This window comes from Succinispira mobilis DSM 6222 (assembly GCF_000384135.1).
Classification (GTDB): Bacteria; Bacillota; Negativicutes; order Acidaminococcales; family Succinispiraceae; genus Succinispira; species Succinispira mobilis.
Window position 1 is genome coordinate 1,053,501 of sequence record NZ_KB913028.1, and the last position, 26,893, is coordinate 1,080,393.

A 26,893-nucleotide genomic window follows, 5' to 3' on the forward strand; every position below is an offset into this window, starting at 1 on the left:
AAAAACGAGGCCTTCTCTTATACTTTTTTAACACTTTGTATCAAGCAAGAGTTCTTTTAAAACGCTTAATACTGATGGTCAAAGTAATGATTGTAAAAAATAATAAAGAAAAAAAGGGAAACCAAAGATGCTGAAAAGAATTTCCTTTTAATAATATACCACGAATAATTTCTAAATAGAAAGTCATCGGGAATAAATAGCCTAAATAATAAAAGAAGATATGCATTGATACCCGTGGAACAACAAACCCTGATAACAATACACTGGGTACAAGAACGAAAAAAGCCATTTGCATAGCCTGCATTTGATTTTGGGCAATGGTGGAAATCATAATACCTAAGCCCAATGAAGCTAATAAGAAAGATAAAGTCATAATATAAAGTAAGATCATACTGCCTTTGACGGGGATATCAAATAAATATAGACCTATTGATAATGTTAGGGCTACCTGGATGAAACCAACCAAAATATAAGGTATTATCTTACCAATTATTAATTCATAGGTTTTCAAAGGTGTAACCAATAATTGCTCTAAGGTTCCGAATTCTCTTTCTCTCACTAAGGCGATAGAAGTAAGCATAACCATTGTCATTGTAACGACAATACCAATTATTCCGGGAACCATATAGTAAGGACTAACAAAATCAGGGTTGTACCATGGGCGGATTCTAATATCATAAGCTGGTTGATAAATTTGCCCAGTCGCCATGCGGAGCTTTTTTATTAAAATTTTTTGGGAATTAACTTGACCTACGAGTTGAGCGGTACTAATAGCTGAATTAGCGGTCATATTATCGCTGGCATCAACTAGGACTTGAATGGAAGCGCTACGTCCATGCTTGACATTTTCTGAAAAATCAGGAGGGAAAATTATTCCGACCTTTGCTTGACCAGAATCTATTATTTCTGTTACTTCTTGGAAATTATGAGCTATAAATTTTATGTCGTAGTAACTGGTTGAGCTAAAGGAATTAAGCATATCACGACTTTCATGGGTTAAAGATTGATCGAAAACCACTGTTGGTAAGTGTTTAACATCTGTGTTGATTCCATAGCCGAAAATTAACAGTTGAATTATTGGTAAAATAATTAACATAGCTAAAGTCATTCGATCGCGACTCATTTGCAGAAATTCTTTTATTAGCAATGCTCTTAGTCTAGTCATTATTTTTTTTCCTTTCTTGCTTAATTAAATAAACAAAAACATCTTCAAGGGAAGGTGTTATTTCGTTAACAGGAAAGTTATCGATGAAAGTAGGGATTTTTTCTGGACTGCTTAAGATACGTAATTGTTTGCCACGAACATATATTTCGGGATAATTTTCTGTGCGGAGTTTTTCTTGTAAACTAAGAGGTTCGGGGACAGAAATTTGCCAAAGTTTATAAGGAATTAGATTTTTCAACTCTTTAGGACTCCCACTGGCAATTGTAATTCCTTGATGAATAAAAGTTATGTTGTCACAATGTTCAGCTTCATCCATAAAATGTGTGGTGATAAGAATTGTTGTTCCCATTTCTATTAAAGAGTGAATTATATCCCAAAACATTCTACGTGAATTGGGATCAACACCGCTGGTTGGTTCATCTAGAAATAAAATATCAGGTTTGTGTAAAATTGCACAACCTAAAGCTAGACGTTGACGCCAACCACCAGCGAGAGCACTAGTTAGTTCATTTTTAAAAGATTCTACTTGCGCTAAATTAATAATTTCTCTAATTCTTTGCTCAATAATATCTTTTGGCAAACTATAAAGACCGGCATAAAAATTTAAGTTTTCCATAACTGTTAAATCGGGGTGTAAACTGAATTTTTGCGACATATAGCCAATTTTGCTTTTGAGGAAAGGGAGGTTTTTTGTTAAAGATTTACCAAAAATTTCAATGCTACCAGAAGTTGGCGTAAGCACGCCGCATAACATGCGAATAGTTGTAGATTTGCCAGAACCATTGGAACCTAAAAATCCATAAATACTGCCCTTGGTAATCTTTAAATTTAGATTATCTACAGCTGTAAAATCTGAAAATTTTTTTGTTAAAGCTTTGGTTTCTAAAACATACATTAATTTATACTCCTCGTCTTTTGTGTTAAGCTTATAAAAACATCTTCTAGATTTGGGGCTATTGGTTTTAGACAAACAATTTGACAATTATTTTCTTTACAGGCTAAATGAATTTCTTCAATAGTAGAATCAGAATTATTGGAAACGGCGATATGGTAATCTTGTCCGAAAATAGAAATATCAATAATGTTGTTAATAGTAGATAAATTGGGGAAAACACCAATTATTTGTAAAGCTAATAATTGGTTAGGATAGTTTTTTACAAGGTTATCTGGAGTATCACACTCAATTATTTTCCCATTATCAATAAAGGCAATTCTATGGCAAAATTCTGCTTCGTCCATGTAGGGAGTGGAGACTATGATTGTTGTCCCTTGGCGATTTATGTAATGCAAAAGTTGCCAAAATTCTCGCCTGGAAACAGGGTCTACCCCTGTAGTAGGTTCATCAAGAAAAATAATTTCAGGGTTATGAATTAAGGCACTTGCAAGAGCAAGTTTTTGTTTCATTCCGCCAGAAAGTTTTTCGGCAAATCTATCTTTATATTCATACAGACTAGTGAATTCCAAGATTTCTTTCGTTTGATTTTGGATGTTTTTTTGTTTTAGACCATAACAACTTGCTATGAGATTAATGTTTTCTAAAACAGTAAGATTGTTGTATAAACTGAAAGTTTGCGGCACGTAAGCTATTTTTTCTTTTATGCTATTTTCAAGATTGTTTTTTGCAAATTTTACAAAACCACTTTCTGGTTTTAATAAATCTAAAATTATTCTCAGCAATGTTGTTTTACCAGCCCCGTCGGCACCAACTAATCCAAAAATTTCTTGTTTTTTTATAAAGAGATTTATATCACTTAAAACTTTTTTTTGGGAAAAATTCTTATTCAAATTTTTAATTTCGATCATTGGAAAATCACATCCGCAGGCATGCCGGGTTTCAACTTTTCGTCTGTGTTATCAAGCTTTACCTTCACGGCAAACACCATATTTGCGCGTTCATTCTTGGTAATACTTTGTCGAGGAGTAAATTCGGCTTTATCAGAGATTTCCTTGACTATTGCTTGAAAACTTTCTTTCGGAAAAGAGTCAACATTTACAAGAACTTTTTGCCCTAGATAAATTTTACCTAGTTCGTTTGAGGCAATATATACTTTTATCCAGCAATCTTGGAGATTAGCGATTGTTAAAACTGGCGAACCAGCAGTAACATACTCGTTGTTTTCAAAATTACGACTAAGAACAACCCCGTCAAGGTTACTTGTTAAAATAGAGTCTGCAAGAACACTTTTATTTGCAGCCAGGATTGCTTTTAGTTTTTCTGTCTCAGCTTTTTGAGCAGTGATTTGTTCAGGTCGAGCACCTTCCTGCAAAAGCTCTAATTGGGCACGAGCGTTGTTTGCATTATTTAAAGCGACATCATAATTTTTTTGGATAAGGTCTAATTGTTGCTTAGAAATAGCACGTTGCTCATAGAGTTGTCGATATCTTATCAAATCAGTAGTAGCTACTTCTAATACAGCCAAATTACTATTTAATACAGAACTACTAGCTTTTATCTCTTGTGGACGGGGGCCGTTAAGTAAATCTTGTAGTTTAGCTTCACTTTGCTGTAACGCATAACGATCGGCCTTTAATTGTTCGGTTAAATCTTGACGTTCAATTTCAAATAGTATATCAGTAGTTTTAACTCTAGAACCAGTATCGATACTTAAGTTGCGAATATAACCACTTAGGCGTGGAGTTACCTCTAACTTGGTAATTTCGACTGTACCAGTAGCCATAAGCGAGGCGCTGTCATTGTAGGTTGATTTAAAAAAAATAAAAAGTAAAATGCTACAAGCACAAAAAAAGATAATTATAATAGTTTTTTTTGTTGGCATAGAATAACACCCTTTCATATAAGGATATAGGCACAATTTTTTGATTTCTTTAAATAAATAATATACCTTATATGGTATATTTGCAACACTAGAACATATATTGTTAAGCTGAAAAAATAAGCTACTTGAAATGCTTGACAAGTTTTCGTTTAGATAATAAAATAGCTAAACGTATGATGAGAAATAAAAAAGGGGGGTGTAAGTGTGCCACAGATAATAGTTAAAAATGTGAAAAAAGACGAATTAGAAAGTATTGCCGATTTAATGTTGTTTAATTTATCAAAAATAATTGGTTGTGAGCTAGATACACTCAGCTTGGAGTTAATAGAGAGTGCTTTCATAAATGTTAAGTACCCAATAATTCAAATTAATTGGTTTGCAAGACCAAAGAACATACAAGATGCGGTAGCTGAGGAAATTGATGGCTTTTTAAGAAGGTTAGGTTATAAACAACGAGATGTTTTTTTTATCGTTTTAGAGAAAGAAAGATACTACGACAATGGAGTTCATTATTAAAAAATAATTGGATATAAATATTAGGAGATTTGTATGATAATACCAAAGGTAGTTGCTGTGCATGATTTATCATGTTATGGAAGGTGTTCATTGAGCGTTATAATACCAATATTGTCAAATTTGCAAGTGCAAGTATGCCCTTTGCCGACAACAATTTTGAGTTCGCATTTAGGGGGATATAAAAATATTGCGGCAGTAGATTTAACTGACAAACTGGAGGAAATAGACAGGAATTGGCAAAATGAAGGACTGGAGTTTGATTGTTTATACTCTGGCTATCTAGCATCGCCAGAGCAAATTGAAATTGTTGATACCATTTTTAAGAAAGCTAAGGGTAATGTTCTAAAAGTAATTGATCCAGTAATGGGTGATCACGGCAAGTTGTATTCTAAATATACGGAAGAAATGCAGTTGGAAATGAGAAAATTTATTTTAAATGCCGATATAATTACTCCAAATTATACGGAAGCTTGTTTTTTATTGGGAGAACCATATCAAGAAGTACAAGAAAATTTAGAAACCATTTATGAATATTTGTTGCGTTTAGCGGCATGGGGAATTAAAAACGTAATAATAACGGGAGTTAATTTAGCTAGTGGACAAATCGCCAATGTAGGATATAATAGTGATGAGGAGATATTTTTCGTGAACAAATCTCCGAAAATTCCTGTTCATTACCCAGGTACTGGCGATGTATTTACAAGTGTTTTACTTGGTTATTTATTATTAGGCAATGATATTAGCATAGCGTTGCAGAAAGCGACAGATTTTGTTTATAAATGTATTGAAAAAACATATGAACAGCAAACTCCTATACGTGAAGGGATACTATTGGAAGCATTAATAATGGAAATTTAAGTGCAATTATAACCAGAAGAAGAGGAATAAATATGTTAAGAACAAAAGACATTGTGTTAATTGGAATGCTAGCAGGTGTATGTGTTGTAGCAACTTTTATAAAGGTTCCTTTTGGAACAGGGGCAATGGTACATTTGGGTACGGCCTTTATTTTTACTTGCGCAAGCCTTTTTGGAGGATTATATGCTGGTTTGGCGGCAGCTATAGGTACGGCAATGTTTGATTTGTTAATGGGGTTTTCACCTTATACGCTTTGGTCTTTTTTTATAAAAGGTGGAGCTGGATTTATTGCAGGTTATATAATAAAAGGTGTTTATCCTTGGAATATTCGTTATAAAAATGGTTTAATTTTAAAAATTATGGCTTATCTAACTGCTTCAATCTGGACACTGTTTGGGTATATTCTTGCTTGGTGGCAGGTTATTGGAAGTCTTAATGTAGCTTTAGCAAATGTGCCAGCTAGCTTAATGAGCAGTACCGTAGGGATTATTGTCGCCTTGTTTTTGGTGCCAGTATTAGAAAGAGTGTTACCTAAAAATTTATATAAATAATGATTTAACTAGGGGTGCTTTATGCTGAGAGAGTAATTACTCAACCCTTGAACCTGATGTGGTTAGGACCACCGTAGGGAAGTTAGCAATGATTTAAGTTTAACTTAGAGTCTAGCACCCTACTTTTTGTGAGTGGGGTGTTTTTTATTTTATATTTTATTAAAGGAGTGAGATTATGACGCAATTGCAAGCTGCCAAAAAAGGAATTATTACTAAGGAATTGAGCTATGTTGCTGAACAAGAAGGAATTAAAGTTGAAAACCTATTGTCTCTAGTGGCTAAAGGGAAGGTAGTTATACCGGCAAATATTAATCACAGTAATTTAAGAGCAAGTGGGATAGGTGAAGGGTTAAAGACAAAAGTAAATGTTAATTTAGGGATATCTAATGATTGTGCCGATTGGGACTTGGAATTGGAAAAAGCTAAGGTGGCTATAACAATGCAGGCAAATGCGATTATGGATCTAAGTTGTTATGGTAAAACGCAAGTTTTCAGAAAAAAACTATTAGAAATTTCTCCGGTGCCAATAGGTACAGTCCCTATGTATGATGCTATAGGTTTATTAGATAAGGATTTGCAAGATATAACGACAGATGAATTTTTTCAAGTAGTAGAGACACATGCTCAAGATGGTGTTGATTTCATGACAATTCATTGTGGGATAAATAAGGCTACTGCTCAAAAAGTAAAAGATAATAAGCGATTGACTAATATAGTTTCGCGGGGAGGGTCTATATTATTTGCTTGGATGGAATTAAATGATCGCGAAAACCCTTTTTTTGCTGAATATGATCGATTGCTTGATATTTGCGCAAAGTATGATGTGACTTTAAGTTTGGGGGATGCTTGTAGACCAGGAAGCATAGCTGATTCTACAGATGCCGCTCAAATAGAAGAATTAATTGTTTTGGGAGAATTAACTAAACGTGCATGGGAAAAAGGCGTTCAAGTGATGATAGAAGGCCCAGGACACATGGCTTTAAATGAAGTGGCACCAAATATGCTTATTGCCAAAAAATTATGTCACGGAGCTCCCTTGTACGTTTTAGGACCAATAGTGACTGATGTTGCTCCCGGATATGATCATATTACAAGTGCGATAGGCGGGGCTATAGCTGCTAGCAGTGGAGCTGATTTTTTATGTTTTGTTACGCCAGCAGAACATTTACGTTTACCTGACTTGCAAGATATGAAGGATGGAATTGTAGCTGCGAGAATTGCCGCTCATGCTGGTGATATTGCGAAAAATTTGCCAAATGCTAGAAACTGGGATAATGAGATGAGTAAGGCACGTGCGGATGTGGATTTTGAAAAAATGATTCAACTGGCGATGGATCCGGAAAAAGCCAAACGATATCGTGAAAGTTCTTTGCCAGGACATAAAGATACTTGTACAATGTGTGGGAAAATGTGTCCGATGCGCAATATGAAAAAAGTTTTAGGTGGAGAAAAATTAAATTTGCATAAATAAAACTAGAAAAACAGAAATAACCCTACTAAAGCAATTGTAGTAGGGTTATTTCTGTTTTTTGAACGGATAAAATTAATTATGCGGCTTGTCAGACCACTCTTCTCGAATTTTATTAATTTCAAGATTGTTTTCTAAGAATAAATCAACTAAATGGGGATCGAAGATTTTCCCGCGTTCGTTAACTAAGTAAATTAATGCATCTTCAGGAAGCCAAGCTTTTTTGTAAGGACGGTTGCTACAAAGCGCGTCATATACATCAGCAATAGCAGTAATGCGAGCAAAAATACTGATCTCATCACTTTTTTTTCCGTTGGGATAACCCGTGCCATCCCAACGTTCGTGATGTTCTAAAGCAACTAGGGAAGCATATTTCAGCATTTGTCTTTCCGCATTTTTAAAAATATCATATCCGATTTGTGTATGTGTTTTCATGATTTCAAATTCTTTAGGACTGAGTTTTGCTGGTTTTTGCAAGATTGCTTCAGAAATTGCTATTTTACCAACATCGTGCATTGGAGAAACTATTGTCAAAGCTTGCAGTTCTTCGTTGCTTAATCCATAGGCCTTGCCCAATACGGCAGAAATTTTGGCAACTCGACGCACGTGATTGGCTGTTTCATGAGAACGTGTTTCGATTACATCGCCTAAACGAGAAATTAAATCCTTTTGAGTTTCGATTATTTCGGTGCTTAAGTGGCTGATTTCTTGATTCTTTTTGTTAATATTTTGTTTTTGATTTATTATTATCAACAATAAGATTATTAAAAGTAATAGTACGCTAATTATACTTGAAAAAAACAGTATAATTTCTTTATTTTTTTGGAAATAAGTTTCAGGCTTATTAATAAATAGCGCATTGTTAGGAGTGTAATTAATATTATATTTTTGCATAATATTATAATCAAAAATATAATGTTGGTTTTCGCCATTATCATAAATAATTGTTGGCAGATTTTTGCCAGCCCACAAATCTAGGACAGTTTGGGCGGCACTTTCACCATATTTACTAGAAGAAGCTAAGTATCCGCCGATTACTCCTGAACCAAGATAAAACTCCCAGAGGCTATAAACCGGGTTTTTTGAATTCTTGAGAATAAATCTAGGAACCTCATCATAAAGAAAATTTCTGCCATCAGGAGAAGTAGAATAAAGAATAAAGAAAAAAATATTATGCTCATCAGCAGAATTTACAATATCACGCAGAGTCTCTGGAGTTTCTTGAAAATAATGATTGTGTTTTAGCGCTGGATAATTAGCACCAATAAGCTTGACAATATCGCGTTTTACTTCTCTACTTGTCGTGGTATTATCATAAATAAAATTTAAGGTAGAGATATTTTTTCCCATATTTTGTTTTAAAGCAAGATCAATTGTTTTTTCATAATTTGGTCGTTCTTCAATTAAAATTAAACCAGGGATACCATCAGGATATATATTAATAGAATTGATACCAGTGGCGACGACATGTTTTGTGGGACCCCAAATTTTTTGCCCATATATTTGATAAAAATTTAAGGCATCATCATCGCAGAGAATTATGGCATCAAAGTGTTCTTGTTTATATTTTTCGGCGAAAACTATAAACAGTGAATGGAAATACTCAGGGGTGAAGAACTTCTTTGTATCGAGAAATTCGTAGTTTATGCTTATATTCGCAGATGAGTTTTTGAAAATCTTTAAAATTCCTTCTTCTAAAGCACGTGTATGAATATAGTCACGATTATAAGATTGTATCACAAGTACTTTGCGGTCATAAATTTTTAAAGAGGTAGAGTTAGCAGCAACAAGGTAACTTGAACAAGTGCAGATAATGCTTGCAAATGTCAAAATCAGAAAAAAAACTAACACGATTTTTCTAAACCTATTGCCGAACATAACAATACACCTCAATTTCAAATATAAATTTAAGCTAGCGGTTGGACATTAATTTCAAATAATCTTTGCCAAGGTAGAGCGGTTTTAAATTTAAAGTTTTGAAAAATGGAATAATCTTTGGTTTTGTAAATAAGATCGTCAGAAATCACAGAATTTATTTTGGTGGTTTCTGAACCTAAGTTATACTGTTCGTGAGGGGTGTTTTTAAAAAATCGGTTGACTATTTTGGGTCTAACATTTGCTTGGTAAAGCCAGTCATCGACTAAGCGAATTTTTAAGAGCAGATTTTTCTGTTCGCTGCTCATATGATTGGCTAGTATTCCTTGGGCCAGAGCATAGCCAATGGAGTTATCGGCGGTATTCCACCCAGAATAGGCATTTAAATTTTGACACAGCTGTGCTCGGTTTAGCTCGAAAATAAAGGAATTATCTGCACCATTGGCAAAGGCAACATCAGCAATAGCGACTTTCTTTTGTAGCGTCATAAAATATTTAGTTTTATCGACCAATTTAAGTGTTGGTAATGAAGCAACTAGTGTATTTTTGAGGTTGGAAGCATCTAAAGTTACTCCATCAAAAGGTGTGTTAATTACTAAAACTAGATCTGCTTCTTCGAGAGCAAAGGTCTGCTGCGCATTAACAAGATTTATTTGATCTTCGACAGAAGAATAAAGATGTTGATCGGAATATGCTGGCAAAGTAGTTGCACCAGCACCATCAGTATACTGAACAAAAACTGCTGGCGAAAACTTTTTGTTTTGATTTATTGCGCGGGTTATTAACATTAGACCGAGTTGATCTACGCCAGCTATAATTTTAAAATTAGCGGGAATATTTTGCGGTAAGGTTTTTAGCAATTGTTTAGCTTCGAAGTGTGTTTGCGAATAAGGTGCATTGTCATCTTTACCAATAGTATAAAAATGAAAAGCTTTATTTGTATATAAATCTAGCAAATAGTTATGTATGGTCAGATTTTTTTTTCGCCGCGAGAACCAGTCACTAAGAAATTCTTCTGGAATTATAAGTAAAAGATTATTCTTTTCGGCTATTTCTAGTGCTGTTAGAGCTAGAGTAGTTTCTTTATCAAGTAATGCAGTTAGGCGAAAAATATCAGGACCATAGTATTCATAATAAGGTGGCTCAATGAATTTATTGCTTTTACGCGGTGTGCGCATTAAAGTGGAAAAAGCGTATATTTTTAAATTTGGATTAGTTTGTCTAATAATATTTAACGCTTGGGCTCTTTTCAGTAAAACATTTAAAGGTTCGTTATGAGTTCTAGAAGCAACTAATCCGCCATAAATAAGACTATCTGTTGAGATTACAGCATAATCTGCACGAGTACAGTTTTTTATTAACCAATGCATTAGTTCATCGGGGTTGCCTAAGTGATTATTATTTGCCAACAATGTCTCGGGAGGGATAATTAAATTTTCACCCGCAAAGTTAATTGTTTGGACAACATAGTCTAGAGAAACTGGTCGGTTATCTAGTGGGATATATATAATTTTTTTGTTTGTTTCGGCAAAAACTACATTGGAACAACTGAAAAAGGTATAAAAAAATAGGGCGAAAAAAATTTTTTTTAACAATTACAACACTCCCGCTCGTATATCATGTATAATAGTATAATGCAAATGGAAATAAAAATAAATCTCTAAATTTGCGCAAAGGGTTATTTTATTGAAAAATCTTTTCCAAGGGAACTTATCTTGACAAAAACGCTTTTGTCAGTGTATAATTATGGGGTGTATAAAAGGATACACTTCCCTAAGGATCATGTGGAGGGAGGGAGATCAGATGGCAGAGATTAAAGTTGGTAAAAATGAGACGCTAGACAGTGCGCTTCGTCGTTTTAAACGCGCTACACAAAAGGCTGGTGTTCTTTCTGAAGTTAGAAAGCGTGAACACTACGAAAAACCAAGCGTTAAACGTAAGAAAAAATCCGAAGCGGCAAGAAAGCGTAAGACAAAATAAAGCTGACAAGGAATGAGTTTAATGTCTATAAAAGTTCGTTTAACAGAAGATATGAAGCAAGCGATGCGTGACCGTGAGGCAGGCAAGTTTAGGCTTTCAGTGATTCGTATGGTTTTATCGAGCATTAAGAATGTAGAAATTAACGAACGGCGTGAGCTTTCAGAAGATGATATGTTAGGTATTTTGAGTAAAGAAGTTAAAATGCGACGTGATTCTTATGAAGAGTTTAAAAAAGCTGGTAGAGACGATTTGGCGGAACCAGCTTTGGCAGAAATAGAAATATTGACTGCTTATTTGCCGGAACAACTTACAGCTGAACAGTTGCGTGAAATTATTCAAGAAGCGATTACAAGCACTGGTGCGTCTACGCAAAAAGAAATGGGTAAAGTTATGGCTGCGATTATGCCAAAAACTAAAGGACGAGCAGATGGTAAGTTGGTAAATCAAATAGTTCGTGAGCTTTTAAGTTAGTTTCTGGGGAGGAAGTGAGATGCTTCCTCCTTTTTTTATTACTTGACTATGCTTAACTGGAATAGTAGAATGACTAATAATAAATGATGTTTGAGTTTTTATTATTGAAGTAACTGTTAGCTAAATATAGAAAAATGTAAGGAGGTAATATCTTGCGTTTAGGAATATGTGTGTTGCTAATAATTATGAATTTATTTGGGGGGGGAGGACTTAAGTCTGAAGCTGCTGAAAAAAATATAGTTGTTTTCAATATTGAAGGAGAGATTGACCCTAGTAGCGTGGCTGTTTTAAAAAAAGCTTATGACAAAGCAGAACAACTTCAAGCAAGTTTAATTATTATGCAAATGGATACATTTGGTGGGCGGGTTGATTCTGCAACACAAATGCGTGATATCATAATTGAAAGTAAAATACCTACAGTGTGTTTAATAAAAAATAGAGCTTGGTCGGCAGGCGCGTTAATAGCGCTTGCACATAATAAAATTGCAATGACAAGTAGTGCTAGTATCGGCGCTGCTGAACCGATTCCTAATACTGAAAAAAACATCTCTGCTTTGAAGGCGGAATTTGCAAGCACCGCAAAACATAGCAAACGTAATGAAGCAATAGCGGAGGCAATGGTTGATAAAAGTTTAGGCTATGGAAACTATGCGAAACCGGGACAAATTTTGTCTTTGACGCAAGAGCAAGCGTTGCGAGAAAAATTTGCAGATTTTGGAGCGGATGACATTGATGCGGTTGTAAAAGAATTAAAGATTGAGCAAGGGAACAAAGTAATTGTTGAAAAAACATATAGGGAAAGTTTGATTGGGTTTTTTGATAATCCTGCAGTTAAATCAATTTTAATTACAGTAATAATATTGGGTTTGATAACGGAAATTAAAACGGCGGGAACTGGGATTGCTGGATTAATGGCAATTATTGCTGGAATTGCTGTTTTTGGAAGTAGCATAGTTACTACTTCAGGTGGAATGTTGCCTGCGTTAGTTTTTTTGGCAGGCGTAGCCTTGTTAATTTTAGAGGTTTTTATTCCTGGATTTGGAATTAGTGGAATGTTAGGAATAGTATTTTTAATGGGGAGTTTCTTTTTGGTTTTAGGTGGTGGCACTGAAGCTGTGAGATGGCTGTTATTAAGTCTAGGTTTGGCTGTTGCTGGAGTGTATGTCTTAAGTAAATATATAACTAGTACCAGTATCTACAATAGGCTTATTTTAAAAGAAGGAAATGCAGATTTAGGTGTAACCAAAAAAAATGTCAATGAGAATTTATTGCGACAAGTAGGAGTAACAATAACTCAAATGCGCCCAACTGGGAAAATTAAAATTGAAGAAAAACAATATGATGCATTAACTAGTGGGGAGTTTTTAGAAGTAGGTGAGTCCATTGTAATTGTTAAGATTCAAGGTGGTCAAATATATGTTGAAAAACAGTAAGAGGAGGATTTTGTTATGGCAGAATTGTTTGGTGGAGGCTTCATTATAGTTTTAATTGTAATAGGTATTAGCCTGTTTTTAAATTTGGTACCAATCGGGCTTTGGATTTCGGCTTTAGCTGCTGGTGTGAATGTTGGCATATTTAACTTGGTGGGGATGCGTTTGCGCAGAGTTTCTCCTTCGAAAATAGTAATGCCTTTGATTAAGGCTAATAAGGCCGGTTTGCCAGTTAGTGTTAACCAATTAGAAGCACATTACTTAGCTGGTGGGGATGTTGATAAAGTTGTTGATGCTCTGATTGCGGCACATAGAGCCGATATTCCTTTAACATTTGAACGGGCTTGTGCTATCGATTTGGCAGGCAGAAATGTTTTAGAAGCCGTGCAAATGAGTGTTAATCCTAAAGTGATTGAAACACCGGTTGTTTCGGCAGTGGCAAAAAACGGAATAGAATTACGAGTTAAAGCACGAGTAACGGTTAGAGCTAACATCGATCGCTTGGTAGGTGGCGCTGGTGAAGGTACAATAATTGCTCGGGTTGGAGAAGGGATTGTAACTAGTGTCGGTTCAGCACTTGATCATAAGGCAGTATTGGAAAATCCAGATCATATATCTCGAACTGTTTTAGCAAAAGGGTTAGATTCGGGGACAGCTTTTGAAATATTGTCGATAGATATTGCGGATGTTGATGTAGGTAGAAATATTGGAGCAGAGTTAATGACTGATCAGGCAGAAGCTGATAAACGCATTGCTCAAGCTCGCGCAGAAGAACGCAGAGCGATGGCTGTTGCCAAAGAACAAGAAATGCGTGCTTATACGCAAGAGATGCAAGCTAAAGTAGTTGAAGCGCAAGCAAAAGTGCCACTCGCTCTTTCAGTGGCCTTAGAAAAAGGTAATTTAGGTGTTATGGATTATTATCAAATGAATAATATAATTGCGGATACTGATATGCGTAAGAATATTGCAGGGTTAGAAGAGTTTGACAAAAACAACGACCCTAAATAAGGGGGGATATATATGGATGGCTTTGGTGTAGTTTTACTGCTACTGGCAATATTTGTCCTTCCAGAGATTAATAATATATTTAAAAAAAAGAAAAAATACCAATATCCAGATGAGACTCAATCGCAACAAGACGACACGTTGGCTGGAACAGAAAAACAAAAGCGGGAATTAAATATTAATTGGGATGAAATATTTGGTATTGAGGAACCCATACAGTTAGAAACTAAAACGCTAGATAAAGAGGAAGCGGTACCGGAGATAGTGCCAGTTACTGAAGAAATTTCTAGAGTTCGGGTTAAAGAAAAAGATCAGCAAACAAATCACGAACATGAAAAACAGACTAAAATAACTGCAAGGCAAGCTTTGCAAGGAATGATTATGGCAGAAATCATTTCGAAACCGCGAGCAATGCGTCCAGTAGAAAAATTAGGTTTCTATTCCAATAGAAAAAATAAAATTAGCTGAGATTTAAAAAGAGCCACTAGAAATTGATAGTCAAATTTCAGGTTTAGTTTAAAAATCTAAACAGAAGTATCGACTACAAGCTGAGTGGCTCTTTTAGTTTATTTTTTGGCGTTAGAGTTATTTGTTTTGGAAATAGTAGTTTCTAGCTTTAAATTGATTTCAAAGGTTCTATCCCAAGGTAAATTTACAGTAGTTTTAACAGAATTAAAGAAGAAACATGTGTTTTCTAGTTGATAAAAAGGATATCTAGAAAAATTTTGGTATAGTAGATTATTTGCCAAAAACTGAACTTTGTTTTGGATTAAACTTTCGGTATAGTGTTTATTGCTATTTAATTTATAATTATCAATCCCGAATAATTTTAAATTTTTATTGGTTTGGGGTAAAATTATTTTGAGGTAGCCCCAATCCTCAATTATGCGTGATAAAGTAAAATTGGAATTGAGATAGTAAAGTTGAAGATGTTCGGAAACTGGTAAATGTTTTTTGCGAGTCGTAAAGATGCTGGCTTGACTAACGGCAGTACCGATAGAATTACTAGTGGTATTCCAACCGGCATAAGCTATCAATTTGCTAAGCGGGACATTATTCTTGATTAAACTATCAAGTAGAGTTTCTTGGGCCTCAAAATTTTCACTCAAATCTACTAGAGCAATATTTTTATTGCTTGCTAATAATTCGTTTAAATTCTGACTAATTTTGGTTAAACTAAAAAAATCTGAGTTTTTTTGATCACCGCAATGGATAAATAAAATAAAGTCGGCAGTGTTTTTATCATTGACTACATTGCCTTTTATAATTTTAATTTTTTCTCTGGCTGTTTCATCTACAGAACTCGGCATGTAAGGCATAATTTTATTTTTGGTTTGTGCGTCTGAATATTGAATATAAATTTTAGGTGATGTTGAATATATTTCATTTGTATATTGAGCGATGAAAAGCTGAGCAATTTCATCGGCTCCTCTGGTTGTATAGGCGTTTGTTTTTTGGTTAGAATTTAAATGCTCAAGGTATAGTTCTGCCTTGTGCCGATTGGTGTTAGGCAAGCCAAATGCTTCGCCATCGTCTTGCCCGACTATGATTTTTTGTACTAAATCGTTTTGGATAGCTTTAAACAGATTTTTGTTGAAACTATCATTGGTGAGGTAGATATTGTTATATTTATTTACTAATTTTTCAGGAAGACGTAATTGTATTTTTTGCAACTCTTGAAAATCCAAGGGGTTTTCAAAGGTGTTAACTTTATCTTTTAAAATAGCGTATTGCATCATATGATATTGCCAAGTTTTAGTATCATCATTTTCTGAAATTAAGAGGCGTGGAATTATAGTGAAGGCGGCTAAAGATGTGTTTGGACTTTTGCTTTTCAAAATTTCTAATAATTCAATAAAGGTTTGTTCGCGCCCCTCTAAACTATGAACATCACGTGAAGCGATTAGTCCTCCGTGCATAAGCATGTCTGTTGAAAGAATTGCAAAATCTGGAGAGGATGCTATACTATTGTATAGCCATTGTCGCAAGGCGTTGCTTTGGGCTGGTGTTTGATAATCGTCTAGTAAATATTTAGGTGGCACGGTTAAATTGATGCCTGCAATTTTTGCTAAATTTTGTGTGAATTCTTTGCAGGGCGGGCGGCTATCTAGCGGGATTAGAAGTCCAGTATAATTGCTATTCTTAGAAATTACGGGTGTATTTATCTTATCGGTTTTAATTATTAAGGGAGCTGCTCCTAACAAATAAACAACTAATAATATCTGAGTTGATAATAAAAATAGAGTAAATAAAAGTTTTTTTAACATGTCTAACTCCTAAAAAATATATGGTTTAATTACGAGGTGGGAAATGCGCATTATAACTGGCAAAATCAAGGGGATGAATTTATTTTCACCTCAAAATATGAATATCCGTCCTACGGCGGATCGAGTTAAAGAATCCGTTTTTAATATTTTGGGGAATAATTTTTGGGACAGCATAGTTCTTGATTTATTTGCTGGCAGTGGGAATTTGGGTTTGGAGTCATGGAGCCGTGGGGCGGAAGCAGTTCATTTTGTAGAATGTAATCCACAAAGCTTAGCTTTGCTTAATAAAAATATTCAAAAGGCCAAAGTTCAAGACTATGTAAAAGTTTATCGCAATGATGCTATAAGGTCAATTGCTTATTTTGCCAGTCAAGAAATAAAATTTGACTATATATTTGCAGATCCACCTTATAACAAAGATTTTGTAACAAAGATTTTGGTGCAAATAGATGAATTTGATATTGTAAAAGAAAATGGAATTATTATAATTGAGCATAGTACTCAAGAACTGATTGACTTAACAAGCTTGAATAAGTTATCATTAGTGAGAAAAGAACGTTATGGTGATACCGTGGTTTCCTTTTTGAAAAAAACTATTGGGAGGTAGTATTTTGCGTATAGCGATTTGTCCAGGAAGTTTTGATCCTGTAACTAATGGTCATATTGATATTTTTAAACGGGCGAGTTTGATGTTTGATGAGGTAATTGTTGGAGTTTTTTTTAATCCTAATAAGGGAAACCCAATGTTTACGGTTGAACAGCGAGTGGCAATGTTGAAAGAGGCAACAAAGGATATCCCAAATATTAGAATTGAAGCTTTTTCGGGCTTGCTAAATGAATATGTCAAAAATGAAGGAGCTCAGGTAATAGTTAGAGGACTACGAACTTTATCTGATTTTGAATATGAGTTTCAGCGCGCGTTGCTGATAAAGAAAATAGATGAAAGTATTGAAACGGTTTTTATGATGACTAGTGTAGAACATTCTTATTTAAGTTCTTCGGGGATGCGCGAATTGTTGAATTTTGGTGGAGATATTGCGCAGTTTGTACCTTGTAGTGTTAAAAAGATGATTTACACTTACCTAAATGATAAAAAACAATAAACTGGCGAACGGGGTGGTTAAAGATGAGTTTAGAGGATGTCTTAAATGAACTGGAAAATCTCATTATTGATGCACAGAGAGTTCCTTTTAGCAGTAAAAGACTTATTGAAGAAGATGAGTTGGCAGATATTGTAGATGCCTTGAAAAGTGTAATTCCGGAAGAAATAAAGAAAGCTAAAAGTCTTTTGGTAGAACGAAACAAAATGTTGGCTGATGCGAAACTGGAATCCGAGGATATCATTGAAAAGACGAAGGATTATGCACGCACATTGGTTAAAGATCAAGAGATCTATTTAATGGCTAAAAAAGAAGCGGAAGAATTAATAGAAAATACGAATTCCCAAGCAGAAGAGATTCTCTTGCAGGCAAGAGAAGAAGCGATGCAAATTGTTGCTAATGCAAAAGAAGAAGCGGAAGAGCGCTTATTATCGGCGGAAGCACATAGTGATAAAATGAAAAACGAAGCGCGAGAATATGTATTCGAAATGTTAGAATATATGCAAAAAACTACAGAACTAGCAAGAGAGAATAATCAACAAATTCTAGAAGCGTTGGCTGCGACACAAGAAAAATATATAAAATAAAACAAGAGGCTTAGCCTCTTGTTTTATTTTATATATTTTGGCGTTGTTAAAAAATCTAGATTATGTATACCATTGTTTTCAGGATAAAGCAGTTGATAAATGTTTGTGGCGGCAATATCTGTTTTCAAATTAGCGCATTTGGCTAATTCAGCAGGAATATTTTTAAAGTTTTTTCCTAATTTAGTTATTATAGGCAGAGACGCGTTATTTTTAATTTTATTTAGGAATGTTACTCCGGTTTTATCAAAAGCCAAAGGGCGAATATAAGTAGGATTAGCGGTTTTTTCTAGCCCGATAAGAATTTGCGTTAAAAGTCGATTAATGCGGCTTTGTGGGTAACGCTTGTTAGTTAGTGCTGCTAAAAGGCTAGGATAATCATTGTAGATTTCAGAGTATTTACAAATGCTGTATTCAAGACCCTCGCTGACATCGCTATGTTGGCGTATGTATTCTAAAGAAGTGGTGCGTAATTTATAAATTAATAAATTGGAAAAAATATTTTCTGCATAAATTAGCTGTTTATTAGTACTTAGTTGTTTTAGCATCTCAAAGGAGTTTTTGGGCATTGTGCTAGCAAGAAGTGGCGTTAACCCATTTCCTTTTAATTCTTCTCTAATAGCGGTTGCACTAGCGATAGAAGAATGGATAGAAATTTCGCGGTATTGAGAAACTTCTCTTGGGATTAGTAAGGGTTTTATGTTGCTGTTTAAATTTTTTAAGGCTTTTAAGTACTCTATAGCCAAAATGTTATTTGCTTGTCGGACGGTGTCGATAGGTAAATATTGTGACATTATATTATCTACCGCTTGAGGATAAGACAGGCCTTTTTTCATTAATTGTTTTAGATTTTCTCTGAAATTGTTTGAACTAAACAAAGATGCTGCAGTTTTTAAGTCATCTAAATTTTTCGTTTCCGCTCCAAAAGCTAAATAGTCCACTTTTTTTAAAGCAGTTAATAAAAAAACTCCGCCAAATGCAAAAGTTTCAGCGCTACGACAAGCGAAATTGAAGGGAAGCTCTAAAACTAAGTTGACACCATTGCTGATAGCTAATTCAGCACGATGCCACTTGTCGAATAAAGCGATTTGACCACGTTGCAAGAAGAAACCGCTCATAACAACAACAATGTTACAATTAGGAAAAAGATTGCGAATTTTTCTTATTTGCAAAGCGTGTCCATTATGAAATGGGTTGTATTCTGTAATAATTCCGATAGTTTTATTATCCATAAAGTAAAATATCGCCTCCGGTCTAAGTTAGTTGAGGTTTGAAACTTATAAAAATAAGCTAATAGGGATATACTAAAATAAATATTTGCAATTTACTAAACTAACTGTTAAAATTTTCTATGGGAATATACAGTTTTCTTTTTTGGAATTATAGTATCTTGATTATTGATAACTGCAGTCCCGTGATTTAATTATAAACTAGGAGGCGGAAAATGAAAATATTTGTAGTAAATTGTGGTAGTTCTTCTCTTAAATATCAGTTAATAAACATGGTGGATGAAAGTGTTCTAGCTAAAGGGTTGGTAGAGAGAATTGGCATCGATGGATCTACGTTAAAACATGTTCCAACCGGCAAGGAAAGTGTCACTTTAAATGAAGTTATTGCTAACCATTCCGTTGGAATAAAAATGGTTTTAGATATTTTAACGGATTCAAATCACGGTGTAATCGAATCGCTAGAAGAAATAGCTGCGATTGGTCACAGAGTAGTTCATGGTGGCGAAAAATTTTCGGATTCTGTTCTAATTGGTTTAGACGTATTGAAAAATATCGAACTTTGTTCGGTTATGGCGCCTTTGCATAATCCTGCGAATTTGCTTGGGATTGAGGCTTGTGAGAAACTTATGCCTAGTACACCACAGGTTGCTGTTTTTGATACAGCATTTCATCAGACTATGCCTAAACAAGCATATTTATATGGGTTGCCATATGAACTATATGAAAAATATGCTTTAAGACGTTATGGATTTCATGGTACATCGCATAAATATGTTGCGCAGCGGGCTGCAGATATCATGGATGAACATATGACTAATCTGCGTATTATAACTTGTCATTTAGGTAATGGTGCTAGTATTGCTGCGGTAAAATATGGTAAATGTATTGATACAAGTATGGGCTATACTCCTTTAGAAGGATTGGTTATGGGAACACGTTCGGGGGAGATAGATCCAGCAATTATCCCATTTCTGATGGAAAAAGAAAAGCTAAATGCTAAGGAAATAGATGAATATCTTAATAAAAAATCAGGAATTTTAGGTATCACGGGACTTTCAAGTGATTTTCGAGATGTTGAACAAGCGGCTGAAGAAGGAAATGAAAGAGCTCAACTGGCTATAGATATATTTGCCTATAAGGTTAAAAAATACATAGGTGGCTATGTAGCGGCAATGGGTGGGGTTGATGCTATTGTATTTACAGCAGGATTAGGCGAAAATTCAGCATTTATGCGCGATAAAATTTGTAATGGTCTTGAATATTTAGGAACAAGGATCGATAAAGAACGGAATATGGTGCGCGGTAAAGAACAAGAAATAAGCGTAAAAAGAGCCCCAGTGAAGATATTTGTAATTCCTACAAATGAAGAATTGGTTATAGCAAGAGACACGGCAAATGTCTGCAAGGAATTAATTAAATTTTAATATAGCTGTATTGTAAACTTCTCGGCTTGACAAAACTAATAAGTATGTATATAATTGATACGATTGGTGGTACTAAATGAAAGTAAATATAGCGAAAATAAAAAAACAAAATGGTTTACAGGAAGAAATTTTTGTAAAAGTTTTGCCTAAAGAGTTGTGCATAACTAAGCAGGACGCTTTAATTAAAGGTGATATTGCTCTGGATTTTAGAATTGCCAATGTGGGTGATGTAATATTTGTTGAAGGAACTGCCAAAGCTGTTTTTATAAGAGTCTGTGGTAGATGTATGAACGAATATGAATTGATTTGTACAGGTGATTTTAAAGAAAAGTTTTATCCTAGAGATACAGAAGGCATCGGCGAAGAAGAGTTAACTTTTGATGATGATCTTATTGATATCACCTATATCGCTAGGGAAAGTTTGTTGTTAGCAGAGCCAATTCAGTCTGTTTGCAAAGAAGACTGCTTAGGATTGTGTTTATCTTGTGGTATAAATAAGAATGAACAATCTTGCTCTTGTGAGGATACTTATATTGATCCTCGCTTGCGAGCTTTACAACAGCTTTTAAAAAAGTAATTTAGTTTAGTCTATTAGCTTGAGGAGGTGTGATTTAAATGGCAGTACCAAAGAGAAAAATGTCCAAAGCTCGTCGTGATAAACGTCGTGCAAACTGGAAACTAACAGCTCCAGGCTTAGTAGAATGTCCACAGTGTCATGAGCCTAAAATGCCACATCGAGTTTGTGCGGCTTGCGGAACTTATAAAGGCGTACAAGTTATTAAGGTTGCAGAGTAAAATATTAAGATTTTCAATAACAAGACTTTTATAGTCTTGTTATTTTTTTTTCTTGCTTTTTTTATTTATTCTTAGTATAATACCCTATGGGTAGATTTTAGTACCTGATAATAAAGCTAGGTGAGAAAGATGGAAAAAAGAAAAGCGAAACGCCATGAAAAATTAAAAGAATATTTAACTGAAAATGCTTTTTTTACTGATGAACAGCTAGCGGAAAAGTTAGGTGTTAGTGTTCAAACAATTAGGCTAGATAGAATTCGCTTAAATATTCCTGAATTACGAGAACGAATGAAGAGTATGGCTAGAAATGCTAGCACTAAGTTAAAGGCTATTGCCAGTAATGACATTGTTGGCGATTTAATAGATTTGGATTTAGGAATAAGTGGAGTTTCTGTTTTGACTATTACTAGTGATATGGTAAATAATAATATGGGTATAGCTCGTGGAAACTATATGTTTGCTCAAGCAAATAGTTTAGCATTAGCTCTTGTGGATGCTCCAGCAGCTTTGACGGGAGTTGCGAATATAAAATATAAAAAACCAGTATATCTAGGCGAACGTTTAATAGCTAAGGCAAAAATCAATCGCATACGTGGTAACAAGTATTTTGTGGCCGTGAACATTAGAAATGATGAAAGTGAAGTTTTTCGTGCTAAATTTATCATTGTTTCATTGGAAAAAGACGAGGAGCGTGGGCTTAAATGAGGATTGCAGTAGATGTGATGGGCACTGATTATGGCCCAGAGCAGATAATATTAGGGGCGACACAGGCCGCTGATGAATACAATTGCACGGTATTGTTAGTTGGTAATGAACGAGAAATAGAGAATATTTTACATAAAAATAAAAAAAATATATCAGATAAGATTCAAATTAGACAAGCAAGTCAAGTTATAGAAATGTGTGAGCACCCAGGAAGCGCAGTTCGTAAAAAGAAAGATGCGTCGATTGTCGTAGCAACAAAATTACTAAAAGATGGTGAGTGTGATGCTGTTGTTTCCGCAGGAAGCACAGGAGCAGCGGTTGCCGCGGCATTATTCGGGTTAGGTAGGATAAGTGGAATTGAAAGACCAACAATAGCTACGCCGATTCCTAATATATCAGGTACAACAGTTGTTTTAGATTCGGGAGCTAATGTTGATTCTAAACCGCAACACTTAAATCAAAGTGCGTTGATGGGTTCTATTTATGCTGAACAGGTTTTGGGGATTAATAATCCTAGAGTAGGTTTATTAAATATAGGCGAAGAAGAAACTAAAGGTAACGAACAAGCTACTAGTACTTATCCATTGTTAATGAATAATAAATTTATCAACTTTATTGGCAATGTTGAGGGGCGAGATATAAGCAAAGGTACTGTTGATGTGGTTGTTTGTGATGGTTTTGTTGGAAATATAGTTTTGAAATTTGCAGAAGGGCTATCGAAATCAATAATGGCTTTAATAAAAGATGCCATTAAAAATTCTGGAATTTTAGGCAAAATTGCTGCCTTATTTGTACTGCCAGCATTTAAAGGATTAAAGAAAAAATTAGATCCTTCGGAGTACGGTGGCGCGCCCTTACTAGGAGTTAATGGTGAATTTATAATTTGTCATGGTAGTTCTAGAGCAAAAGCTATAAAAAATGCTGTGAGAGTGGCTATGGAATTTAAACGCAATGGCGTAATTAATTGTATAAAAGAAAAGTTACAAGCAGAGGAGGTTCGATATTAATGTCAAAAATATATGCGGCGGGAATTTTAGGGATAGGTTGTTATGTGCCAGAGAAGATTTTAACTAATCATGATTTAGAAAAAATGGTGGATACAAGTAATGAGTGGATTATAGAACGAACTGGGATAAAAACTAGACATATCGCTGCTCCGGAGCAGGCAACTTCTGATTTAGCAACTATTGCCGCTCAACGAGCTTTGCAGTCAGCAAATGTTAAAGCTGAAGATTTAGATTTGATAATTGTGGCAACGGCTTCTCCAGATATGGCCTTTCCTTCAACAGCGTGCCTAGTGCAAGAAAATATAAAAGCTACTAAAGCGGCAGCATTTGATCTTTCAGCAGGATGTTCAGGATTTGTGTATAGTTTGACCGTGGCAAGTCAAATGATTGTATCTGGTTTATACAAAAATATTTTAATCATTGGTGCTGAAGCGCTTTCAAAAATTATGAACTGGAAAGATCGCAATACTTGTATTTTATTTGGTGATGGCGCTGGTGCAGCAGTTATTGGTAGAGTTGAAGATGGTTATGGAACTTTAGGTTTTAACTTAGGGGCCGATGGTTCTGGTGGACACACTCTTTGTCAGCCAGCAGGTGGTTCTAGAATTCCTGCTAGCTTGGAGACTGTAGAGAAAGATATGCACTATATTCATATGAGTGGTAATGAAGTATTTAAATTTGCAATTAAAGTCATGGGCGAGGCTGCAAATGCGGCTTTACAAGCTGCAAATATTAGCGCAAATGAAGTAGATTTATTTGTACCACACCAAGCTAATATTCGTATTATAAACTCAGCGGCGAAACGCTTAGGATTGTCTATGGACAAAGTGGTAGTTAACTTAGAAAAATATGGTAATACATCAGCTGCATCAATACCAATTGCTCTTTGTGAGGCTTTAGAGCAAGGTAGAATTAAAAAAGGTGATAATGTAGCTTTAGTTGGGTTTGGTGCTGGACTTACATGGGCAGCTTGTGTTTTAAAATGGAGCATGGAATAAGGGGAGTTTAAATGACAACAGAAAATTCGATTTGTTCAGTGTTAGGGATAAAATATCCAATTTTGCAGGGTGGTATGGCTTGGGTAGCTACGGCAGAACTTGCAGCCGCAGTTTCTAATGCCGGTGGACTAGGAATAATTGGTGCTGGACATATGCCAGCAGAAGCTCTAAAAGTTGAAGTACTTAAAGCAAAACAACTTACTAAAAAACCTTTTGGTGTAAATGTTATGTTAATGTCTCCACATGTTAAAGAAGTCATTAATTTATTGTTAGAAGAAAAAGTAGCAGTGATAACAACAGGGGCAGGAAATCCAGGGGAATATATACCTGCATTTAAGGCCATTGGAACAAAAGTAATTCCAGTAGTAGCATCAGTTGCTTTGGCTAAGCGTCTTGCTAGATTGGGAGTAGATGCACTAATTGCTGAAGGTACAGAAAGTGGTGGACATGTTGGCGAACTAACAACAATGTGCTTATTACCGCAAATTGTTGATGCTGTAGATATCCCCGTGATTGCGGCAGGTGGTATTGCTGATGGTCGTGGTATGGCTGCTGCACTTGCCTTGGGTGCTCAAGCGGTACAAATAGGTACTCGCTTTGTGGTTTCCAATGAATGTACAGCGCATGAAGAGTATAAAAAAGCGATAATAAAAGCGAAAGATAGATCAGCAGTAATGACTGGTGCAAGCACTGGACATCCAGTAAGGGTGTTGGAAAATCAATTGGCACGAGAATTTATGACTATGGAGCGTAATGGCGCGACAGTAGAAGAACTAGATGCATTTGGGGCAGGAAAACTAAAGCTTGCAGCGCGTGATGGTGAAGTTCGCTTAGGCAGTGTTATGGCTGGACAATGTTCGGGTATGTTAAATGAAATTAAGCCAGTTGCAGAAATCATTGAAGATTTGATGACTGGGTTAGTTAATACTATAGATAGACTAAAAAAAATACACTTTTAGATTGTGTAAGGAGGAAATTACATGATAGGTTTTATTTTTCCAGGACAAGGTTCACAAGTTGTAGGAATGTGTAAAGATGTTTGTAATTCTTTCCCCGTTGCTAAAAAAACTTTTATGGAAGCGGATGAAGCGTTGGGCTTTTCTATTTCCAAAATGTGTTTTGAAGGACCTGAAGATGATTTGAGATTGACTTACAATACTCAACCAGCAATATTAACAGTAAGCGTAGCTTTGACACGTGTTTTGGCTGAACAAGGTATTAAACCAGAAATAGTTGCGGGACATAGTTTAGGCGAATACTCAGCTCTTGTAGCAGCAGAAGCCATGGATTTTATGGATGCGGTGCGAGTAGTACGCAAACGTGGCCAGTTCATGCAAGAAGCGGTTCCAGTGGGGCAAGGTAGCATGGCGGCAATTATGGGGTTGGAAGACGAACAAATAATTGCAATTTGTAATCAAGTCGAACAAGACGGTGGCATAGTTCAAGCTGTTAATTTTAATTGCCCAGGTCAAGTTGTAATTGCAGGTGAAACTGCATCTGTTGACAAAGCTGTGGAATTATTAAAAGCAGCTGGAGCTCGCAGAGCCGTATTGTTACCAGTAAGTGCTCCTTTTCACAGCACATTAATGAAACCAGCAGGAGAACGATTAAAAGAGGTACTTGATGGTATCACAATTAAAAATGCTATTATCCCAGTGGTTGCCAATGTAACTGCTGATAAAGTACAAGATGCTAGTGAGATTAAAAGACTGTTAGTGGAACAAGCGGCAAAGCCAGTTCGTTGGGTTGAAAGTATACAAAAAATGCAAGCAGAAAATGTAAGCGTATTTGCTGAAGTAGGCCCAGGAAAAGTTTTGACAGGTTTTTCTAAAAAAATAGCAAAAACTATTCCAGTAGTAAATGTGGAAGATTTAGTTAGTTTAGAAAAAACACTTGAACATTTTAAAGGAGGCCTGTAAAATGATTTTAGAGAACAAAGTTGCTTTAATTACAGGAGCATCAAGAGGTATTGGTCGTGAAGTTGCGATTGAAATGGCAAAAGCTGGCGCAGATATTATAATAAATTATATTGGCGATAAAGCCTTAGCTGAAGAAGTACAAACACAGGTGCAATCTTTAGGGCGCAAGGCAATTATATTAGAGGCTGATGTTTCTAATTTACAAGCTATCGAACAGATGTTAGAACAGGCAGTAGCAGAGTTTTCGCGTGTTGATATTTTGGTAAATAATGCAGGCATTACTAAAGATAATCTTTTGGCAAGAATGAAAGAAGAAGATTGGGATGCAGTTTTAAATATTAACCTAAAAGGAATATTTAATTGCACAAAATCAACCTTAAAATATATGATGAAACAAAAATATGGTAGAATAGTTAATGTTAGCTCGGTGGTTGGCGTTATGGGAAATGCAGGGCAAGCAAATTATGCAGCTTCTAAAGCAGGGGCTATTGGTTTTACAAAATCTATAGCGAAAGAAGTTGCTAGCCGCAATATTACTGTAAATGCGGTTGCACCTGGATTTATTGAAACAGATATGACTGCTAAATTACCAGAAAAGGTAAAAGAAGAAATGAGCAATAGCATTCCAGCGAAAAAATTCGGTTTACCAGCTGATGTTGCTAAAGCAATTATTTTCTTAGCTTCTGATAATGCAAGTTATATTACAGGACAAACTTTACATATTGATGGCGGTATGGTAATGTAATATAGTGCTTTATTATAGCTCTTT

General features: G+C 35.3%; 29 protein-coding genes and 1 riboswitch. Of the genes, 21 read left to right on the plus strand and 8 right to left on the minus strand.

The window, feature by feature from the left end; translation table 11 throughout:
• Nucleotides 1–40: 40 nt before the first annotated feature.
• From SUCMO_RS0105000 to SUCMO_RS0105015, 4 genes are read right to left on the minus strand one after another with little or no spacing between them, the layout of a single operon-like run.
• Nucleotides 41–1,165, minus strand: a complete 1,125-nt coding sequence (locus SUCMO_RS0105000) for an ABC transporter permease (protein ID WP_019879451.1) — start codon at nt 1,163–1,165, stop codon at nt 41–43.
• On the minus strand, nt 1,158–2,060 hold the full coding sequence (locus SUCMO_RS0105005; protein ID WP_019879452.1) for an ABC transporter ATP-binding protein: 903 nt from the start codon (nt 2,058–2,060) through the stop codon (nt 1,158–1,160). Before SUCMO_RS0105005 ends, SUCMO_RS0105000 begins: the two co-directional genes overlap by 8 nt.
• Nucleotides 2,060–2,968, minus strand: coding sequence for an ABC transporter ATP-binding protein (locus tag SUCMO_RS0105010; protein ID WP_019879453.1), 909 nt, complete (start codon nt 2,966–2,968; stop codon nt 2,060–2,062). Before SUCMO_RS0105010 ends, SUCMO_RS0105005 begins: the two co-directional genes overlap by 1 nt.
• Nucleotides 2,965–3,843 (minus strand): HlyD family secretion protein, encoded by an 879-nt coding sequence (locus tag SUCMO_RS0105015; protein WP_169336616.1) that lies wholly within the window; start codon nt 3,841–3,843, stop codon nt 2,965–2,967. The genes SUCMO_RS0105010 and SUCMO_RS0105015 overlap by 4 nt, the downstream gene beginning before the upstream one ends.
• 303 nt (nt 3,844–4,146) lie before the next feature.
• Here SUCMO_RS0105015 and SUCMO_RS10350 point away from each other — a divergent pair, with 303 nt between their 5' ends.
• The 4 genes from SUCMO_RS10350 to thiC all read left to right on the plus strand — a co-directional run bounded on the left by SUCMO_RS10350 (nt 4,147) and on the right by thiC (nt 7,338).
• Nucleotides 4,147–4,458 carry a DUF1904 family protein gene (locus SUCMO_RS10350; protein WP_019879457.1) on the plus strand — a complete coding sequence of 104 codons (312 nt, stop codon included), beginning with the start codon at nt 4,147–4,149 and terminating at the stop codon, nt 4,456–4,458.
• 33 nt (nt 4,459–4,491) lie between these two features.
• Nucleotides 4,492–5,316 (plus strand): pyridoxamine kinase, encoded by an 825-nt coding sequence (locus tag SUCMO_RS0105025; RefSeq protein WP_028953886.1) that lies wholly within the window; start codon nt 4,492–4,494, stop codon nt 5,314–5,316.
• 32 nt (nt 5,317–5,348) lie between these two features.
• On the plus strand, nt 5,349–5,867 hold the full coding sequence (locus SUCMO_RS0105030) for an ECF transporter S component (RefSeq protein WP_019879459.1): 519 nt from the start codon (nt 5,349–5,351) through the stop codon (nt 5,865–5,867).
• Nucleotides 5,868–5,964, plus strand: a riboswitch (TPP riboswitch).
• A gap of 78 nt (nt 5,965–6,042) precedes the next feature.
• A complete protein-coding gene (gene thiC, locus SUCMO_RS0105035; protein ID WP_019879460.1) occupies nt 6,043–7,338 on the plus strand; it encodes a phosphomethylpyrimidine synthase ThiC in 1,296 nt (431 codons plus the stop codon).
• A 72-nt stretch (nt 7,339–7,410) separates the two neighbouring features.
• Here thiC and SUCMO_RS10355 read toward each other — a convergent pair whose 3' ends face one another.
• Together SUCMO_RS10355 and SUCMO_RS10360 are read right to left on the minus strand one after the other, a co-directional pair.
• Complete coding sequence (locus SUCMO_RS10355; RefSeq protein WP_169336617.1) at nt 7,411–9,075, minus strand: HD domain-containing phosphohydrolase; 1,665 nt, start codon at nt 9,073–9,075, stop codon at nt 7,411–7,413.
• Between the two features lie 167 nt (nt 9,076–9,242).
• Nucleotides 9,243–10,805, minus strand: a complete 1,563-nt coding sequence (locus tag SUCMO_RS10360; RefSeq protein WP_019879462.1) for a DUF4127 family protein — start codon at nt 10,803–10,805, stop codon at nt 9,243–9,245.
• 208 nt (nt 10,806–11,013) lie between these two features.
• Between SUCMO_RS10360 and rpsU the strand changes: the two genes are divergently transcribed.
• The 5 genes from rpsU (at nt 11,014) to SUCMO_RS0105070 (ending at nt 14,564) form a co-directional block, all read left to right on the plus strand.
• Entirely contained in the window at nt 11,014–11,190 is a 177-nt protein-coding gene (gene rpsU / locus SUCMO_RS0105050; RefSeq protein WP_019879464.1) for a 30S ribosomal protein S21, read from the plus strand.
• A gap of 21 nt (nt 11,191–11,211) precedes the next feature.
• Nucleotides 11,212–11,661, plus strand: a complete 450-nt coding sequence (locus SUCMO_RS0105055; RefSeq protein ID WP_019879465.1) for a GatB/YqeY domain-containing protein — start codon at nt 11,212–11,214, stop codon at nt 11,659–11,661.
• A gap of 152 nt (nt 11,662–11,813) precedes the next feature.
• Nucleotides 11,814–13,094 carry an NfeD family protein gene (locus tag SUCMO_RS0105060; RefSeq protein WP_019879466.1) on the plus strand — a complete coding sequence of 427 codons (1,281 nt, stop codon included), beginning with the start codon at nt 11,814–11,816 and terminating at the stop codon, nt 13,092–13,094.
• 15 nt (nt 13,095–13,109) lie between these two features.
• Nucleotides 13,110–14,099 carry a flotillin-like protein FloA gene (gene floA, locus SUCMO_RS10365; protein ID WP_019879467.1) on the plus strand — a complete coding sequence of 330 codons (990 nt, stop codon included), beginning with the start codon at nt 13,110–13,112 and terminating at the stop codon, nt 14,097–14,099.
• 12 nt (nt 14,100–14,111) lie between these two features.
• The gene (locus SUCMO_RS0105070) at nt 14,112–14,564 is read left to right on the plus strand and encodes a hypothetical protein (protein WP_019879468.1); all 453 of its coding nucleotides are present in this window, start codon (nt 14,112–14,114) and stop codon (nt 14,562–14,564) included.
• A gap of 98 nt (nt 14,565–14,662) precedes the next feature.
• Here SUCMO_RS0105070 and SUCMO_RS0105075 read toward each other — a convergent pair whose 3' ends face one another.
• On the minus strand, nt 14,663–16,363 hold the full coding sequence (locus SUCMO_RS0105075) for a DUF4127 family protein (RefSeq protein WP_019879469.1): 1,701 nt from the start codon (nt 16,361–16,363) through the stop codon (nt 14,663–14,665).
• A 43-nt stretch (nt 16,364–16,406) separates the two neighbouring features.
• Between SUCMO_RS0105075 and rsmD the strand changes: the two genes are divergently transcribed.
• Genes rsmD through SUCMO_RS0105090 form a run of 3 tightly spaced genes read left to right on the plus strand, consistent with a single transcriptional unit; the run spans nt 16,407 to nt 18,050 of the window.
• Nucleotides 16,407–16,970, plus strand: a complete 564-nt coding sequence (gene rsmD, locus SUCMO_RS0105080) for a 16S rRNA (guanine(966)-N(2))-methyltransferase RsmD (RefSeq protein WP_019879471.1) — start codon at nt 16,407–16,409, stop codon at nt 16,968–16,970.
• A 4-nt stretch (nt 16,971–16,974) separates the two neighbouring features.
• Entirely contained in the window at nt 16,975–17,466 is a 492-nt protein-coding gene (gene coaD, locus SUCMO_RS0105085) for a pantetheine-phosphate adenylyltransferase (protein WP_019879472.1), read from the plus strand.
• Between the two features lie 23 nt (nt 17,467–17,489).
• A complete protein-coding gene (locus SUCMO_RS0105090; RefSeq protein WP_019879473.1) occupies nt 17,490–18,050 on the plus strand; it encodes a hypothetical protein in 561 nt (186 codons plus the stop codon).
• 23 nt (nt 18,051–18,073) lie between these two features.
• Here the strand turns inward: SUCMO_RS0105090 and SUCMO_RS0105095 are convergent, their stop codons facing one another.
• Nucleotides 18,074–19,279 carry a tRNA(Met) cytidine acetate ligase gene (locus SUCMO_RS0105095; RefSeq protein WP_019879474.1) on the minus strand — a complete coding sequence of 402 codons (1,206 nt, stop codon included), beginning with the start codon at nt 19,277–19,279 and terminating at the stop codon, nt 18,074–18,076.
• A gap of 212 nt (nt 19,280–19,491) precedes the next feature.
• Between SUCMO_RS0105095 and SUCMO_RS0105100 the strand changes: the two genes are divergently transcribed.
• The 9 genes from SUCMO_RS0105100 (at nt 19,492) to fabG (ending at nt 26,869) form a co-directional block, all read left to right on the plus strand.
• Complete coding sequence (locus SUCMO_RS0105100) at nt 19,492–20,700, plus strand: acetate/propionate family kinase (RefSeq protein ID WP_019879475.1); 1,209 nt, start codon at nt 19,492–19,494, stop codon at nt 20,698–20,700.
• A 76-nt stretch (nt 20,701–20,776) separates the two neighbouring features.
• Nucleotides 20,777–21,277: a YceD family protein gene (locus SUCMO_RS10965; protein WP_019879476.1), complete on the plus strand. Its 501-nt coding sequence runs from the start codon at nt 20,777–20,779 to the stop codon at nt 21,275–21,277.
• Between the two features lie 38 nt (nt 21,278–21,315).
• Nucleotides 21,316–21,495, plus strand: coding sequence for a 50S ribosomal protein L32 (gene rpmF, locus SUCMO_RS0105110; RefSeq protein ID WP_019879477.1), 180 nt, complete (start codon nt 21,316–21,318; stop codon nt 21,493–21,495).
• Nucleotides 21,496–21,624: 129 nt separating this feature from the next.
• On the plus strand, nt 21,625–22,200 hold the full coding sequence (fapR, locus tag SUCMO_RS0105115) for a transcription factor FapR (protein ID WP_019879478.1): 576 nt from the start codon (nt 21,625–21,627) through the stop codon (nt 22,198–22,200).
• Nucleotides 22,197–23,207 carry a phosphate acyltransferase PlsX gene (gene plsX / locus SUCMO_RS0105120; RefSeq protein ID WP_019879479.1) on the plus strand — a complete coding sequence of 337 codons (1,011 nt, stop codon included), beginning with the start codon at nt 22,197–22,199 and terminating at the stop codon, nt 23,205–23,207. The genes fapR and plsX overlap by 4 nt, the downstream gene beginning before the upstream one ends.
• The gene (locus SUCMO_RS0105125) at nt 23,207–24,205 is read left to right on the plus strand and encodes a beta-ketoacyl-ACP synthase III (protein ID WP_019879480.1); all 999 of its coding nucleotides are present in this window, start codon (nt 23,207–23,209) and stop codon (nt 24,203–24,205) included. The genes plsX and SUCMO_RS0105125 overlap by 1 nt, the downstream gene beginning before the upstream one ends.
• An 11-nt stretch (nt 24,206–24,216) precedes the next feature.
• A complete protein-coding gene (fabK, locus tag SUCMO_RS0105130) occupies nt 24,217–25,164 on the plus strand; it encodes an enoyl-[acyl-carrier-protein] reductase FabK (RefSeq protein ID WP_019879481.1) in 948 nt (315 codons plus the stop codon).
• Nucleotides 25,165–25,185: 21 nt separating this feature from the next.
• Entirely contained in the window at nt 25,186–26,124 is a 939-nt protein-coding gene (fabD, locus tag SUCMO_RS0105135; RefSeq protein WP_019879482.1) for an ACP S-malonyltransferase, read from the plus strand.
• A gap of 4 nt (nt 26,125–26,128) precedes the next feature.
• Nucleotides 26,129–26,869, plus strand: a complete 741-nt coding sequence (gene fabG / locus SUCMO_RS0105140; protein ID WP_028953887.1) for a 3-oxoacyl-[acyl-carrier-protein] reductase — start codon at nt 26,129–26,131, stop codon at nt 26,867–26,869.
• Nucleotides 26,870–26,893: the final 24 nt, after the last annotated feature.

Coding starts and splice junctions, on each gene's coding strand:
- SUCMO_RS0105000 (WP_019879451.1), bottom strand. CDS start 1,165: ATGACTAGACTAAGAGCATTGCTAATAAAAGAATTTCTGCAAATGAGT.
- SUCMO_RS0105005 (WP_019879452.1), bottom strand. CDS start 2,060: ATGTATGTTTTAGAAACCAAAGCTTTAACAAAAAAATTTTCAGATTTT.
- SUCMO_RS0105010 (WP_019879453.1), bottom strand. CDS start 2,968: ATGATCGAAATTAAAAATTTGAATAAGAATTTTTCCCAAAAAAAAGTT.
- SUCMO_RS0105015 (WP_169336616.1), bottom strand. CDS start 3,843: ATGGCTACTGGTACAGTCGAAATTACCAAGTTAGAGGTAACTCCACGC.
- SUCMO_RS0105025 (WP_028953886.1), top strand. CDS start 4,492: ATGATAATACCAAAGGTAGTTGCTGTGCATGATTTATCATGTTATGGA.
- SUCMO_RS0105030 (WP_019879459.1), top strand. CDS start 5,349: ATGTTAAGAACAAAAGACATTGTGTTAATTGGAATGCTAGCAGGTGTA.
- thiC (WP_019879460.1), top strand. CDS start 6,043: ATGACGCAATTGCAAGCTGCCAAAAAAGGAATTATTACTAAGGAATTG.
- rpsU (WP_019879464.1), top strand. CDS start 11,014: ATGGCAGAGATTAAAGTTGGTAAAAATGAGACGCTAGACAGTGCGCTT.
- SUCMO_RS0105055 (WP_019879465.1), top strand. CDS start 11,212: ATGTCTATAAAAGTTCGTTTAACAGAAGATATGAAGCAAGCGATGCGT.
- floA (WP_019879467.1), top strand. CDS start 13,110: ATGGCAGAATTGTTTGGTGGAGGCTTCATTATAGTTTTAATTGTAATA.
- SUCMO_RS0105070 (WP_019879468.1), top strand. CDS start 14,112: ATGGATGGCTTTGGTGTAGTTTTACTGCTACTGGCAATATTTGTCCTT.
- SUCMO_RS0105075 (WP_019879469.1), bottom strand. CDS start 16,363: ATGTTAAAAAAACTTTTATTTACTCTATTTTTATTATCAACTCAGATA.
- rsmD (WP_019879471.1), top strand. CDS start 16,407: ATGCGCATTATAACTGGCAAAATCAAGGGGATGAATTTATTTTCACCT.
- SUCMO_RS0105090 (WP_019879473.1), top strand. CDS start 17,490: ATGAGTTTAGAGGATGTCTTAAATGAACTGGAAAATCTCATTATTGAT.
- SUCMO_RS0105095 (WP_019879474.1), bottom strand. CDS start 19,279: ATGGATAATAAAACTATCGGAATTATTACAGAATACAACCCATTTCAT.
- SUCMO_RS0105100 (WP_019879475.1), top strand. CDS start 19,492: ATGAAAATATTTGTAGTAAATTGTGGTAGTTCTTCTCTTAAATATCAG.
- SUCMO_RS10965 (WP_019879476.1), top strand. CDS start 20,777: ATGAAAGTAAATATAGCGAAAATAAAAAAACAAAATGGTTTACAGGAA.
- rpmF (WP_019879477.1), top strand. CDS start 21,316: ATGGCAGTACCAAAGAGAAAAATGTCCAAAGCTCGTCGTGATAAACGT.
- fapR (WP_019879478.1), top strand. CDS start 21,625: ATGGAAAAAAGAAAAGCGAAACGCCATGAAAAATTAAAAGAATATTTA.
- plsX (WP_019879479.1), top strand. CDS start 22,197: ATGAGGATTGCAGTAGATGTGATGGGCACTGATTATGGCCCAGAGCAG.
- SUCMO_RS0105125 (WP_019879480.1), top strand. CDS start 23,207: ATGTCAAAAATATATGCGGCGGGAATTTTAGGGATAGGTTGTTATGTG.
- fabK (WP_019879481.1), top strand. CDS start 24,217: ATGACAACAGAAAATTCGATTTGTTCAGTGTTAGGGATAAAATATCCA.
- fabD (WP_019879482.1), top strand. CDS start 25,186: ATGATAGGTTTTATTTTTCCAGGACAAGGTTCACAAGTTGTAGGAATG.